Source organism: Ochrobactrum sp. CGA5 (genome assembly GCF_006345815.1).
GTDB lineage: Bacteria > Pseudomonadota > Alphaproteobacteria > Rhizobiales > Rhizobiaceae > Brucella.
In genome coordinates this window covers 143114-158230 of sequence record NZ_VCIG01000005.1, presented here as the reverse complement: position 1 = coordinate 158230, position 15117 = coordinate 143114, and the positions used below count along the sequence as shown (strand labels likewise).

Genomic DNA, 15117 nt, shown 5'->3' with positions numbered 1-15117 from the left:
CGTTCACCTAAACACATGGCTTGCCAATGCGCAAAAAAAGCGTCCATAAGGACGCCCTTTTCGCGTTGCGAAATCAGGTTGGATCAGGCAGCCTTGTTCAAAAGGCCATGTGGATCGAGAACGAATTTCTTCGCCGCACCCTGATCGAAGCTTTCATAACCTTTCGCCGCATCCTCCAGTGAAATAACCTGAGCGTTCACGATTTCAGCGATGTTCAGGCGTCCATGCAGGATAGCCTGCATCAACTGACGATTATATTTCAGAACCGGTGTCTGTCCGGTATGGAATGACTGCGCTTTGGCCCAACCGAGCCCGAACCGCAACGACAAACTACCTTGTTTCGCGGCGTTATCGACCGCACCAGGATCTTCGGTGACGTAAAGCCCCGGGATGCCAATCGCTCCGGCAGGACGAGTTATCTCCATCATTTGGTTCAGCACAATTGCAGGTTGCTCACCGCCGCTGTGACCGCGCGCTTCAAAACCGACAGCATCGATGGCGCTGTCAACCTCATTGCTGCCTGTCACCTCCGCAATCATGTCGCCAAGACGATCACTTGCCGACAGATCAATGGGTTCAAAGCCAACTTTCCTGGCATGATTGAGACGATCCTTGTTGAAATCGCCAATCATGACAACTGCGGCGCCCAGAATACGTGCGGAGGCAGCAGCGGCAAGACCGACCGGTCCTGCACCTGCAACATAAACAACGGAACCAACGCCGACACCGGCCTTGACCGCGCCATGGAAACCCGTCGGCAGTATGTCGGAAAGCATGGTCAAATCTCGGATTTTATCCATCGCCTGTTCACGATCAGGGAACTTGAGCAGATTAAAATCGGCATAGGGAACCATGACGTAGCGTGCCTGTCCACCGATCCACCCGCCCATGTCAACATATCCATAGGCGCCACCGGCGCGTGACGGATTGACCGTAAGACAGACACCTGTATCCTGAGATTTGCAGCAACGGCAGCGTCCGCAAGCAACGTTGAATGGCACCGAAACGATATCGCCTACGTCGAGCATCTCGACATCGCTACCCTTTTCGATGATTTCACCTGTGATTTCATGACCAAGCACAAGGCCCGGCATCGCGGTTGTGCGTCCTCGAACCATATGCTGATCGGAACCACAAATATTGGTCGAGATCACTTTCAGTATGACGGCATGTTCCAGCTTCCTCCCGTCGGGTGCCGCCAATATTGGATCTTCGATATCACGTACTTCGACTGTCCCGGGTCGCAAGTAAACGACACCACGGTTCTTGCTCATGTCTATCTCCTCCAGGTCGAACAACGCTGACAGATTTCAAACAATGCAATGATCGATAGTTTCCGGGCACAAACTGAAAGCGCCCGTTTCACGGAGGTTATAGACTGACAGCAAGCTGTTCAGTCTCAATCGCGACACGTCTCATTCAAATTGAACTTGGGAGGACGGAGACTAGACCGTCAGAACACCGAGGGCTTCGCGTTCCCCGTGCCTTCATCAAAAATGAAAGCAGGACCGACTATGCGCACATTGCGGTCTGTTATGGGCGCGAAGGATGCAGTTGAAACACTATCGGTATCGTTACGGACAGGACGCATATCCGGCATGGGAACAACCACATTCTTAAATGCGCGAGCGCCTTTGTTATTGGCGCGCAACTCGCTGATCTTGCTGACATAGCCAGCCCAATCACATTTCTGGAACTCTCTGCTATCATGGTAGTTATAGGCTGTTGGCAGCTCGACATAGGGCTTACCATTCGTGACGGACACCATGTCAGCCGTCTCGCCGTTCGGATCGTTGAGAACATAGAGATCCACATTCTGCCCCTGACAGATGAAACGGCATCGCGCCATCGTTTCCGTCACATTGTCGGATTTTTGAAATTGCGAATGTGGGGCAGGAAACAGATATCCATCCGACAAGCGAACGCAGTAAGTGAGTGCACCTTTGAGACCGCTCGCCCCCCAAGGTTTGCTGTTCGCCGCAACTGGAGACGTCTTCGGCCGCTCAAGCTTCACTTTTGCGGGCTGACTGGCAGTCGGTTGTTCAACGCATGATCGAGAGGACAGCGAGCTGGAAGCAAGCTGGCGCTGTATTGCGGCTATTCGTTGTGCAAGATCGCGGCAAGGATTGAAAAAACCACCTCGCTCGTCGCCCTTCTTGCAACTGCGACTGCGTTCCAGTGCGCGCAGTGCCGAAAGCTGGCGCTGCGTCATCGCATCCGCAGCACCGGCTGACCGCGTACAAGACGCGATAGCCAACTGCGGATAACAAAACAGTCCAATCAAAAAAAGGAAAGCGAAAGATTTTGCCACCACAATACCTTTGAAACCCATAACATTTGATAATCACCTCGCCGACAAGAGCCGTAGAGGTGCTTCCCTTTCTAACCCTCCGCGCGTTGAGTTCAGCACTTCATCCGGATTCATTTCCGATACCAAAGCGGCCAATGCCAACCGCAGATAGAGAGGCGCGTCAGTGCGATCTATCGCTTTCAGCGCTACTCGCGAGATGCCGAGAGAGTGCGCCAGCTCTTGCTCGGATGTGTTTAGGGATGCACAGATTCTCGCGAGCTTTTCGTATGCACGTCTACCCATTGCCGTTGTTCCCTCCTCTGAAATCTGGCGATTGGTTTCAACCGCCATTATTGTTAGCACTTCACGTTCAATCCCAAATTACATGCTAAATCCGGCTGCACTCTCAACCAAGGATGTTCCCATGAATGCCTGACGTAACGTCTCTTTGCCATTTCATGTCGATTGCCCACCCCAAAACTGCGCCCGCACTGGCATACCGTTATCGAGCGTAAGCGTCAGATGACGTACCGGCAAAGCAAAATGAACCGGAGGACGATGCATTTCCACCGAAGAGGCAGGCGGTTTGCTCCCATGCATCAAAGTGGATTTGAGAGACCAGTTTTGAGCATCATCCGCCGATATGCCGCCCCCACGCATAAAATACTTGTACGCGCCACGAGTCAGCGTTTTGCTGGATAAAAAATGATGTGGCCTAAAGCCGATGTTGCAACGATGCATTCAACCCCCTCAATTACCAGCAATGCATTATTTGTAACAATAGAAGGGCATTTTCTTTGAATAGGCAACGCCTAATATCAGATCGTAAATGAAAATACTTCCAGAGAAACATGTCGATCAAGTGAACAAAACAACCACCTCAAATCCCCAAATATGACGCATATAAGGATTGAGTAAAGCGCCTACGCATATACTTATAATCATAACTCATTAATTTTATTATAGAATTCTCCAAACCCCCCTTGAATAGGGGAATAAGTATAGGCTGAAAACGGCACCCTTAAGTTGAGGTACCTTAATTAAACATCTATTAATTGAGTGCGATTGAAGACATCGTCCTGATGATAGACATCAACTTTATGGGGAAAGATACACACAATACAGCCCCTCATTCCACGCTCGAAGCGGCAGACAGAAGTGACTTGAATAAGTCTGCAAATGGGTGAAGGATCACTATTTAAATCCAGCACCCTGCGCACAAAAGCGTCCGACCTGGTTGCAATCAAGTCGGACAAAAAACGCCAAAAGTACTTTCAGCTTCTAAAAATCGTCCCTATGCCGGATCGATTGCAGATAGGCATAAGCGGTACCCAAAAGCACCGGCGCGATTACCAAAGCGGTCCAGAATAGAATATTGCTCATCTCTGCCCTCCCTCCAGTGGTGCGTAGCGATGTGCATCCTGCATTCCTTATTTTAACACGCAAATGACCGTTTGGTTCCAAATTCTTAACGGAGGTTAACCCTCCCAGCCATTCTGGTGAGGGACAGGCTCGGAAGATAAGCGGCAAGTACAGGTTCCGATTCTCCGTCAGCGCTATATATTCTCATATGATAGGGGCATCCCATAAGCTCTGCGATACATGTCTGTTGCAAACTCCACCTCCAGATTTATCCTAATAGTTGTAAATATCCCCTATTCGCCTTGACAGTTTGTCGCGGTGAGGCTTCACATGATCCGAATTCTTTTCGCCTTTTCTAATACAAAAGGAAATGGCAACGATCGTATCGAGGGGATGCAAATGCGTATTGGTTTCAACCGGCTTTTCTGGGCATTGGCAGTCGTAGCCTGCCTGTCGGCAGCGCCACACACTACGCAAGCCGCCGAAACCCGGCGGATTGAGATCACCGATGATAGCGATTATTTCGGCTTCGACTTACGTACCGAAAAGAATGTCTCGCTTGATCAGTGCAAAAACATTTGTCTGGGCGACAATGCATGCCTTGCCTTCACCTATAATCCTAAGGTCAAGTGGTGCTTCTTGAAATCTGATTTCAACAAGCTCAATCAGTCCGTTGGCTCCATCGCGGGCAAGGTTGTGGCCGAAGCCAGCGCAGCCGCGGGCGAGGATATTGGTGCTCCGCCCGCAATCTCGTTCTTCGCAGCCAACCTGATTGACGAAGCCCGCCGTCTGAAGCGCGAACTGAATGGTCTTGAAAGCTCCGACAGCCTGCGCACATTGCGAAATGAAGCAGGTGCTGCGGGACTGAATGGCGACCCGCGTACGGTGATGGAAAAGTTCCGCTTAGCTGTCAGCATGTCGCCAGATGAAAGCGAAATCTGGGCTGGATATGCGCTGTCAGCGCTTGCAACCGAGCCGTCCAACGGTCAGGAGCGGGCGAAGTTTCAGCGTGATGCAAGCTCGGCCGCGTGGTTTGCCTACCAGACATCACGCACCAAGGAACAACGTGCAGAAGCGCTTGCTGTGATGGCGCAGGCACTGGAAAAGCGCGAGCTGTCCCGCCCGGCTTTGCAGGCCTATGAAGCAAGCCTTGATCTCGTCAGTTCCGCATCTGTGCGTGCAGCCTATGAAGATCTGAAAGCCCGCAAAGGCTTCCGCATTGTCAACAACACCGTTGATAACGACAATGCCGCGCCGCGCATCTGCGCGCAGTTTTCGGAAGAACTGGTCAAAAGCGGTGTCGATTATTCGAGCTTCGTCCAGCTCGACAATGGTTTACCGCAGGCGCTTGAAGCCAAGGATCGCCAGATCTGCGTTGAAGGTCTGGAGCACGGCCGCAATTATACGCTTACGTTCCGACAGGGTTTACCATCGGCTGTTGGCGAAGCACTGCCTGCTCCGGTCAATCTTTCGATTTATGTGCAGGATCGCACGCCATCCGTGCGCTTTACCGGCGACAGCTTCGTGCTGCCTGCCAAGGCGCGCCGTGGCATTCCGCTGGTCAGCGTCAATCTGGATGCGGCCAAGGTCAAGCTTTACCGCGTTGGCGACCGTTCTCTCGCGCAGCTTCTTTCCGGCTATCAGTTCCTGCGTCAGCTTGACAATTACGATATCAGCACGATTTCCGATCAGATGGGTGCGCCCATGTGGGAAGGCGAGATCGAGGTTGCAGGCCATGAGCTCAACAAGGAAACGACAACAAGTTTTCCTGTCGATGAAGCGCTGCCCGAACGCAAGCCCGGCGTCTATGTGCTGACCGCCGAGCCCCTGGTCCAGAAGTCCGAAGAGGAATATGGCACCAAGGCAACGCAGTGGTTTGTCGTCTCTGACATCGGCCTTTCGACCTATACCGGACAGGACGGCATCAATGTTTTTGCCCGTTCGCTGGAAAGTGCAAAGCCGCTTGAGCATGTGAAGCTGACATTGCTTGCACGCAACAATGAAGTGCTGGGCGAAGCGACCACCGACAGCGATGGGCGGGCGACGTTCACGCCGGGCCTGACGCGCGGTTCGGGTGGCATGGTGCCAGCAGTGCTGATGGCCGATCGAGATGATGATTTCACATTTCTTGATATGGCGCGTGCTGGTTTTGATTTGTCCGATCGTGGTGTGACGGGCCGTGCAGTGCCGAAAGCGCTCGATCTTTATGCGTGGACCGAACGCGGCATCTATCGTGCCGGCGAAGTTGTGCATGTGGGTGCACTTGCGCGTGATGACCGTGCTGAAGCAGTTGATGATCTGCCACTCACCTTCATCTTCACGCGTCCCGATGGAGTGGAAGATCGTCGTCTTGTTTCCGACAGCAAACTGGCGGGTGGCCATGCTATCGACCTGACATTGCCGCCAAATGCCATGCGTGGCACATGGAATGTTTCAATCTATACCGATCCCAAGCAGCCAGCCATCGCAACGCAGATGTTTCTGGTTGAAGATTTCGTGCCTGACCGGATCGAGTTCGATCTGGTGTCCGACAGAAATGAAATTGCGGTGGGTGAAACGGCCAATATCACCGTGGACGGTCGTTTTCTCTATGGTGCGCCTGCCGCCGGTCTTGCGCTTGAAGGCGAAGTCACGCTTTCGACCAAGCGTCAGTGGGACCGATTCAAGGGGTATTACTTCGGCCTCGCCGATGAAGATCAGGGCGAAGCCACGCGCCTGCCGCTCGATGGCCTGTCAAAAGTCGATGACAATGGCAAGGCGACTTTCCCGGTTGCCGTGGATGAAATGCCGTCAACGACGCGTCTCGTCAACGCAGCTGTCACCGTTCGTATGCGCGAAACCGGTGGTCGTGCGGTTGAGCGTAAGATCGATGTTGCCATTCAGCCGGAAACCGATCTCATCGGCATTCGACCTGATTTCTCCGGCGATGAAGTCCCGCAGGGCGGCACCGCAAAGTTCAGCCTGATCGCCTCTGACAGTAAGGGCGGCCGCAAGGCGCTTGATGGCGCACAATGGTCGCTGGTCAAGATCGAGCGTAATTATCAGTGGTATCGCAGTGGAAATAGCTGGAACTACGAGCCAGTGACGTTCACAAAGGCGATTGCCAACGGAAGGATCGATCTGAAAGCTGATGCGGAGGCTGAAATCAGCTTGCCGGTTGATTGGGGTCGTTACCGTTTGGAAATCGAAACAAGTGATGCCTCGGGTCCGGCCACTAGCTATGAGTTCGATGCAGGCTGGTATGTGAGCTCCACTTCAACCGAAACACCGGACGGGCTCGAAATCGCGCTCGACAAGGAACATTATGCGGCTGGCGATATGGCTGAACTTAAAGTGTCGCCACGTTTTGCCGGTGAATTGCTTATTACCATTGGTGCCGAAAAGCTGCTCAAGACCATCACGGCAAGCGTGCCGGAAGGCGGCACCATTATTGACATTCCGGTCGGCGAGGATTGGGGTGCGGGTGCCTATGTCACGGCAACGCTGTTCCGTCCGGGTAATGCTATTGAAAGCCGTATGCCTGCACGTGCGATCGGCCTTAAATGGCTGAAGGTCGATCCTGCCGACAAGCAGCTTGCAGTCAAGCTGACACCGCCTGAAAAGATCGCGCCGCGTTCCACGCTTTCCATCCCTGTTTCGGTTGAAAATGCGGGCGACGAACAGGCTTATGTCATGGTCGCGGCGGTTGATGTAGGCATTCTCAATCTGACACGCTATCAGCCGCCGAATCCTGAAAACTGGTTCTTCGGCCAGCGTCAGCTGGGCCTTGAAATGCGTGATATGTATGGTCGCCTGATCGATGGTTCGCTCGGCGTAACCGGCAAGCTGCGTACAGGTGGCGACGGTGGCAATATGGCGGCTGAAGGTAGCCCGCCCACCGAGAAGCTTCTTGCGCTGTTCTCCGGTCCGGTTGAACTTGATAGCGACGGCAAGGCAACAATCACTTTCGACATACCGCAGTTCAACGGTACCGCGCGCGTCATGGCGGTAGCATGGACCAAGAAGGCTGTTGGCCATGCGGTGACCGATGTCATCATCCGCGATCCTGTGGTCATCACCGCTGGTCTGCCACGCTTCATGGCCCCTGGCGATCAGGCCAATATCCGCTTCGATATTGCCAATACGGATGCACCGGACGGCAATTATCGTGTAAGCCTTGAGACCACCGATAATCTCGGCGTCGAGGTTGGCTCTTATCCTGAAAGCATTGTCCTTGCCGGTGGCAAGCGGCAGTCGATCACCGTTCCGCTCAATGCGGTGGCCACGGGTGCCGGTGGTGTGACGATCCGGCTTTCTAATGATGCGGGCCTCAATGTTGAACAGGCTTTGGCAGTGCCGGTGCGTCCGGTCGATCTGCCGGTGACGAGCCGTCATGTCGTCAATCTCGCTGCCAATGGCGGAAGCTTGAAAATTGATGGCGGCCTTCTGTCGGAAAGCCTGCTGGATGGTGCTTTTGTCAGCGTTGGCGTCACGCGAAGTGCTGCATTTGATGTGCCGGCTTTGTTGATGGCGCTTGACCGCTATCCTTATGGCTGCACCGAGCAGACCACCAGCCGTGCACTGCCGCTGCTTTATTTGAGCGAAATGGCTGCAGGTACGGAAGCGGCAGCGGGTCTGGAAAGTCAGGAAGAACTTAAGAAGCGCGTACAGGATTCCATCTTCCGCGTGCTCAACAACCAGTCTTCAAGCGGTTCGTTTGGCCTCTGGTCGCCGGGATCGGGTGATCTCTGGATGGACGCCTATGTGACCGACTTCCTCACGCGTGCCCGCGAAAAGGGCTATGACGTGCCGCAGCAGGCGATGTTGTCCGCTCTTGGCAATTTGCAGAATGCGCTCGGTTATACCACCGACGTCAAGGAACGCGGCAACGACATTGCCTATGCGCTCTATGTTCTGGCGCGCAACAAGAAGGCCTCTGTTGGCGATCTGCGCTATTTCGCCGATACCCAGCTTGAAAACTTCTCAAGCCCGATGGCCATTGCCCAGCTTGGCGCGGCACTAGCGCTTTATGGTGATCAGCCGCGTTCTGAACGCGTGTTCAATTCGTCGCTCCAGCTCGCAACCAGCCAGTCCAGCTACGACTATAATCGCTCCGATTATGGTTCGCCGCTGCGTGATGGCGCGGCAATGCTGGCTCTGGCTGCGGAAACCAAGCCTGCGCCGAAAGTGCTTCCTGCCCTCATTACGCTGGTTGAGTTCCAGCGTGAAAAGGCTCGTTATCTCAGCACGCAGGATCAGGCCTGGATGCTGCTTGCAGCACGTGGGCTTCAGGACGATAATGGTGCCATCAGCCTCGACATCAATGGCACCGCGCGTCAGGGCGCATTCTCCGAGCGTCTCAATGGCGCAGCCCTTGAAGCACAGCCTCTGGTCGTTACCAACACTGGTAACGGCTCAGTTGACGCTGCTGTGACGGCGGTCGCACCACCTTCCCAATCACTTCCTGCCGGTGGCGAAGGTTTCCACATCGAGCGCACTTATTATACGCTCGATGGCGAGCCGGCCAATGTGACCGGGGTCAATCAGAATGAGCGCTATGTGGTTGTTCTGAAAATCGACGATCTGCAGGAATGGCAGTCGCGTCTGCTTGTGAGCGATCTGCTGCCAGCTGGTTTCGAGATCGACAATCCGGGCCTTGTTTCCAGTGCCGATCTTGGCAATTTCCCATGGCTGGAAAGCACACAGGCAGCGCATCTCGAATTCCGCAATGATCGTTTTGTGGCCGCTTTCGACCGCTCTGCAGGCGAGAAGAAGCCGATCACGCTGGCTTATGTGGTGCGTGCGGTAACGCCAGGTCTTTATACGCATCCAGCAGCGACGGTTGAGGATATGTATCGTCCGCAATTTGCAGCGCGCACGGCAACAGGCATGATGGAGGTGGTCGCGCCATAGCGCGGCCAAAAAGATGAAAAGGCGCTGGAAACTAGCGATTGGCGGTGCTGCTTCTCTCAGCATCGCAGCTTTATGCGTGGTCGGGCTTAACTGGCTCGACCGTGCCTATCCCCCGCCTTTGCCGGAACGGCTGACCGTTTCCACCGAGGTAATGGATCGTGACGGCGCATTGCTGCGTGCCTATGCAACGCCGGGCGGGTATTGGCGTTTAAATACGCGGATTGAGGATGTTGATCCGAAATTCGTAAAAATGCTGATCGCTTATGAGGATAAGCGTTTTTACGATCATGGCGGCATTGATTTCTGGGCGCTGCTGCGTGCTGCAAGACAGCTCGCTGGCAATGGACGCATTGTCTCAGGCGGCTCGACGCTTTCCATGCAACTTGCTCGTCTTACCGAACCCCGCGAAAGTCGCAGCTTCGGCTCCAAGTTCCGGCAGTTGGCGCGGGCGATCCAAATCGAACGGCGGCTGAGCAAGTCTGAAATTCTCGAACGCTATCTGACACTTGCGCCCTATGGTGGCAATCTGGAGGGCGTGCGTGCAGCCTCGCTTGCCTATTTTGACAAGGAGCCGCTGCGTCTTACGACATCGGAAGCGGCATTGCTTGTGGCTTTGCCGCAATTGCCAGAACGTCGCCGCCCTGATCGTGAGCAGAGCAATGCGGTCGCGGCGCGTGATCGGGTGTTAAAACGCATGGTAGCGTCTGATGTGCTCACAACTGAAGAAGCCGAACGTGCATCGCGTGAGCGCATATCCGCTACGCGCCATCCCTTGCCTTCATTGGCCGCTCACTTTGCCGATCTCGCATTGAAACGAGCACCGACCGAGGCCCGGCATCATCTGACGCTTAAAAAGTCGGTGCAGGCTGGGCTTGAAGTTGTGGCGCGCGAAGCTGCCACCAAGCTGGGCCCAAAAGTCTCTGTTGCAATGGTGTTAGCCGACAGCCGCAACGGGAATATCTTAGGCGAAGTCGGCTCCGCTGATTACTTCGATGGCAAGCGGCAGGGTTGGATCGATATGACCCGCGCCGTGCGTTCGCCCGGCTCAACGCTCAAACCATTCATCTATGGGCTAGCCTTCGAGCAAGGACTAATTGCGCAGGAAACCATCATTGAGGATCGCCCGCAGGATTTTGCAGGCTATCGTCCGCGTAATTTCGATATGAGCTATCAGGGGGATGTCAGTATTCGCCAGGCGCTGCAAATGTCGCTCAATGTGCCGACCATCAACCTGCTTGATGCGGTTGGTCCGGCGCGGCTGACAACGCGCATTCGTCAGGCGGCGGTTAGTCTGCAACTGCCGAAAGGTGAAGTGCCGGGGCTTGCCATCGGACTTGGCGGTGCAGGCATCAGCTTGCGCGATCTGGTGCAGCTTTATACCGGGCTTGCCAATGGCGGTCGCGGTGCAGCACTTCGCGACGGCACCGAAAGCTTCGAGCCTGTACAACCCTCTGGCCCTATTCTCAGTGAGCAGGCTTCTTGGCAGGTCGGCGATATTCTGGCGGGTGTCGTGCCGCCGCAAGGCGCGAAACGCCTCGGCCTCGCTTACAAGACCGGTACGTCTTACGGCTATCGCGATGCATGGTCGATTGGCTATGATGGTCGCTATGTGCTGGGTGTCTGGGTCGGTCGCGCCGATGGCGGTTCAGTACCGGGGCTTGCGGGCTATGTCTCAACGGCACCCATTTTGTTTGAAGCCTTTGTGCGTTCAGGCGTTGCTTCGGTCCCATTGCCTCGTGCGCCGAGCGGCGCGTTTCGCACGGCACGCGTCGATCTTCCGGTGACGCAGATACGCTTTTCGTCTGCAAGCGATCCTCTACCTGTCCTCAAGGCCTCGATTGAGCCTGCGCCACGTATCGTGTTTCCGCCCGACGGCGCACATGTCGAACTCAAAGCCTTGACCGACAATGCATCGCCGCTGGTGTTGAAATTGCAAGGTGGGCGCGCACCGTTTCGCTGGCTTGCCAATGGCAAACCGATTGCTGAAATTGAGCGGCGGCGGACAACAAGCTGGCAACCGGATGGAACCGGCTATTCAACATTGACTGTGGTTGATGCTGCCGGGCGAGCCGCGAGCGTCAAGATTTTTGTTGAATAACAGCCTATTGAGCAGCTTCCGATAATACGGCGTCTACCGCAGCTTTCTTCTCCAGCGACATGACTTTCAAATTGCCGGAGAACAAAATGCCGGTGATCGGAAGTACTGGTTCGGCAGGCAGTTCTTCGTGATGGGCACTGTCTTTGGGAACATGCAGCCTGTGTTCCACGCCCTCCTCACCACCGGATAGAGTAAGTGCTACATTTCCGCGGGCCTCCAGCAATTTGGTCCCGTAAAGAAACTCGAAACTCAGCATCGAAACGAGGAACTTGTAGGTTCCGTCGCGCACGCCACCCTTCATCATTGCGGCGCGATGCACCTCTCCACCCATTGTCACATCAAGTGGCGGAATGCGCGGATCGCAGACATAGCCAAGCGCCAGCAGCTGCCCATTACCAACCTCAAAGCGCATTCGGTCTGAACCAAGATCGAGCGCGGAAATCGAGAATCGGCGATTGCTGTATTGGACCGGAACGCGGCCCAGTCGTTTGCAAAGTTGCTCGCCGCTTAAGGCGCGCGCACTAGCAAAATGATCGGGATCGATGGCGAATGGCAGCCCCTTTGGACGATGCTGAACAGACAAGGCTGGCTCGAGAATCTCTGCAATCAAATTCGCAACGATGGTTGTTGAAACAGGTCGCGCATAATGGCCCTGGTCGAGATAGAAAGCCGGATCACTCACGACATCACGGCCATACTGCTGCATCAGCATTCGCGAGACATCGACGGAGATCGTTCCATACCATTGCGAGATATAATTGATACCTGCATCGATCGAAGGAACCGAATTCAGAAATGAACCATTGCGTGCTCCGAATACGAGCGTCGCAATCCGCAAGTTTGGATTGCGTTCGAGTGCGTAACGAATGATCCCTTCGTAAAACCGTGCCCAGTGGCGAAAGGGACGCCGTTCATCGCCATAAACGAAAGCATCGTTGATCGCATATTCGATCAGTAGCAGCTCGCAATCCTCGAGTTGTTCAAACTGTTTAAGTTGATAAAGGCCAAGCGCGCTTGTCGTGCCGCCCACAGCAAGATCAGCAACGACCTCGAGTTCCACCCCACGTTTTGCCATCGTCGATAAAAGTGTAGGCAAATAACCAGGCAGCATGACGGTGTTCGAGCCGCCAATAATTACGGTCTTCAGTTTCATTGCGTCACCGTTGCAGCCTTGCCGGCGGACGTAAGCGATCCGCATCGCCACACACCGTAAGTGCTTGCATCCCAATCAAAATAATAAGCGGCTGCAATCTGGCCACTGGCCATCATCTGACGGAAGCGGTCTCGCGCTTTCTGGACCAGTTGTTCGCGATTATCGTCATTTGTCGGACAGGCTTTTGATGTATTGGCAAAGCCCCATTCCGTTACCCAGCAAGGCTTACCGTCTGGGCCACCGCAGAAAGAAAGCGCCTTGCTTACGTGCTTTGCCCGCGCGGCACGTGTACCGTTACTGCCTGGATAAATATGAATGCCGTAGCCGTCAGCAACGTCGTTTAGACCATATTTCTTGAGAAGATCAGTAAAAACTGCGGGATCGACAGTGTCTATCCCACGCCGGTCAGCATCGATGAAAGGAATATCGGACAGTCCAGCCGATACCACCTTTGCCTTGACGCTATGCCTGGTTTTCGCCAACTCTGCCCGGACAATGCGCAAAAGTTCTACGTATTTCTCCGCGCCTTTTTCGATCAGAGGAAGCCCCTCCATCTCAGTTAAAGAACGTGCGGTCTTCATCTTCTCTCTGGGCAAAACGGCGAGATCACCATTATAGGCGCCCCAGTTGATCTCGTTTCCCGGTTCAACCGCCACCAAAGGCACCCCCAGTATATCGATTTTCTGCAATGCATCTGCAACCGCCTGTTGAAAGTGCTCTGGAGATATGTCCGAAAGCCGATACATATCCCAAATTCGCCCGCGCCCGGACCGAGGCTTTGTCCCTTCTGGATAGAAGTCTGCGTTGTTAAGCGACACTTCGAGCAGGATGGCCAGGCCCTTCTTATGAGCAAGACGCACGGCATCGATACTTTGATCAAGCGGGCGTGTGAGCGACAGCCGCACGGCCACCACACCGTTCTGAACCATCTGGTCCAAAATCTGCTCGCGCTCAGCCGCAGGCAACCAGGCCATATTGACCCGATTGACACCGAAGCGCGGATCCGCCAGGGCGCCAACTGGCGTGATGGCCAGCAAGGCGGTGCCGACCAAAGCCGCAATTGCCTGTGTCCTCGCCCCCATGCTTTTGCAGTTCTTCATTATCGGATACCGATATCCTTCAGCGCGCCGTTGAAATTGGCTTCGCATTCCGAATAGCGATTGATGGCCGCAGGCACATCAATCCTGGATAGAAAGTCACGCAGATAAGCTTTTTTCTGAGGTTCACGATTCCAGACGCTCGCCTCGATATGCGGGAAGCCTATAAAGCCGAGCATCTCGCGCATGCGATCATCGACTGCAATCATCAGGCCCGGAACACCTGACTGCATGCCAATAATTGTGCCATGGAAGCGTCGACTCAGGCCGAAATCCTGGCTCGAAATCCAGCTACGCCATTTGTGCGTGTCGAAGAATACCAGCAATTCGTTCTTACGCTGCCATTTTTCCTTATGCTTGTAATCGACAGGTGCTGTGATGCGGCTTGCGGCTTGATCATAGGCTTCGGAATGGTCTTCCCCCGCCATATTCATGTTGTAGACGATGACTTCGTCCTGAATGACGTAGCTCGCAACGCTGTCCTTTTCGAGCAGCGCATGTGCATCGACTATAGTGTCAGCAACGCTACCGAGATAACCGCCGAAGGAAATCTTCTGCGCATCGGCAAGCGTGGGATCGGCAAGCCGGGTCAAAGAGCGCTTCATCTGCTCAGGTGCGTAGTAGAGCGATGGACACCCTGTCGAACGCACGTATTTCATGCCGGCGTCTTTAAGAAACTCCTCCGTAAAATGCCCGCGCGTCAGGAAAAAACTCTCTTTGCGCCGCAAAATTTCGAGGAACCTACGCGTCCCCTCCGGCAGCTCCGCTTTCAGATTTTCCTTCTTCTGAATGCCAATGCCCATAACCACAATCGGCATGTTCAGCTTTTCAAAGACGAAGGATTCCGTTGTCGCAGCATAGCCTGGACGCAGCAGATTGGCCGAAGCGAACAGACAGAGATCGAAGCTTTCGTTGAGTTGAGCGTAGGTTTCAGGCGAGTTTAGACTGTTGGCCAGATGCCAGAACGGAACATAGGTCACGTCATGGCCACGAACGGCGTTGGCAGCGCCCTCGCCAATGAGATAATTGCCGGTATTGGCAATCTTTTTGACCTGATCGATCACATCCTTCTTCGTACGGATGGGCTCGAAATAGGGGCGATGCTTAACACTCGCCCCCGAAACACTTTCGACGGTCCGCATCAAGTATGACGGAATGCCGGTGATCATTATGCGCATGGTGATCCATCTTCGCTGGAATTAAGAAAGGGGTGGAAGGGCTCCAG

7 protein-coding genes are annotated in these 15117 nt (G+C 54.3%); 2 read left to right on the top strand and 5 right to left on the bottom strand.

From position 1 onward, the window contains the following. Positions 1-83: 83 nt before the first annotated feature. Together fdhA and FJQ48_RS05445 are read right to left on the bottom strand one after the other, a co-directional pair. Entirely contained in the window at positions 84-1274 is a 1191-nt protein-coding gene (fdhA, locus tag FJQ48_RS05450) for a formaldehyde dehydrogenase, glutathione-independent (protein ID WP_139974188.1), read from the bottom strand. A gap of 179 nt (positions 1275-1453) precedes the next feature. Continuing rightward, positions 1454-2212 carry a DUF2865 domain-containing protein gene (locus FJQ48_RS05445; RefSeq protein ID WP_247870299.1) on the bottom strand — a complete coding sequence of 253 codons (759 nt, stop codon included), beginning with the start codon at positions 2210-2212 and terminating at the stop codon, positions 1454-1456. A 1833-nt stretch (positions 2213-4045) separates the two neighbouring features. On the opposite strand from FJQ48_RS05445, the gene FJQ48_RS05435 reads away from it, so the two are divergent. Both FJQ48_RS05435 and pbpC read left to right on the top strand, forming a co-directional pair. Further along, entirely contained in the window at positions 4046-9544 is a 5499-nt protein-coding gene (locus FJQ48_RS05435) for an alpha-2-macroglobulin family protein (RefSeq protein ID WP_139974605.1), read from the top strand. 13 nt (positions 9545-9557) lie between these two features. Continuing rightward, positions 9558-11642, top strand: a complete 2085-nt coding sequence (gene pbpC / locus FJQ48_RS05430; protein ID WP_139974185.1) for a penicillin-binding protein 1C — start codon at positions 9558-9560, stop codon at positions 11640-11642. Positions 11643-11646: 4 nt separating this feature from the next. On the opposite strand, the gene FJQ48_RS05425 is transcribed toward pbpC, so the two are convergent. The 3 genes from FJQ48_RS05425 to FJQ48_RS05415 are packed head-to-tail and all read right to left on the bottom strand — an operon-like array spanning position 11647 to position 15070. Further along, complete coding sequence (locus FJQ48_RS05425; protein ID WP_139974184.1) at positions 11647-12795, bottom strand: SGNH/GDSL hydrolase family protein; 1149 nt, start codon at positions 12793-12795, stop codon at positions 11647-11649. Further along, positions 12792-13895 carry a glycoside hydrolase gene (locus FJQ48_RS05420; protein ID WP_247870298.1) on the bottom strand — a complete coding sequence of 368 codons (1104 nt, stop codon included), beginning with the start codon at positions 13893-13895 and terminating at the stop codon, positions 12792-12794. Before FJQ48_RS05420 ends, FJQ48_RS05425 begins: the two co-directional genes overlap by 4 nt. Then, on the bottom strand, positions 13895-15070 hold the full coding sequence (locus tag FJQ48_RS05415) for a polysaccharide pyruvyl transferase family protein (RefSeq protein ID WP_139974183.1): 1176 nt from the start codon (positions 15068-15070) through the stop codon (positions 13895-13897). The genes FJQ48_RS05420 and FJQ48_RS05415 overlap by 1 nt, the downstream gene beginning before the upstream one ends. Positions 15071-15117 lie beyond the last annotated feature (47 nt).

Coding starts and splice junctions, on each gene's coding strand:
- fdhA (WP_139974188.1), bottom strand. CDS start 1,274: ATGAGCAAGAACCGTGGTGTCGTTTACTTGCGACCCGGGACAGTCGAA.
- FJQ48_RS05445 (WP_247870299.1), bottom strand. CDS start 2,212: ATGACGCAGCGCCAGCTTTCGGCACTGCGCGCACTGGAACGCAGTCGC.
- FJQ48_RS05435 (WP_139974605.1), top strand. CDS start 4,046: ATGCAAATGCGTATTGGTTTCAACCGGCTTTTCTGGGCATTGGCAGTC.
- pbpC (WP_139974185.1), top strand. CDS start 9,558: ATGAAAAGGCGCTGGAAACTAGCGATTGGCGGTGCTGCTTCTCTCAGC.
- FJQ48_RS05425 (WP_139974184.1), bottom strand. CDS start 12,795: ATGAAACTGAAGACCGTAATTATTGGCGGCTCGAACACCGTCATGCTG.
- FJQ48_RS05420 (WP_247870298.1), bottom strand. CDS start 13,895: ATGAAGAACTGCAAAAGCATGGGGGCGAGGACACAGGCAATTGCGGCT.
- FJQ48_RS05415 (WP_139974183.1), bottom strand. CDS start 15,070: ATGCGCATAATGATCACCGGCATTCCGTCATACTTGATGCGGACCGTC.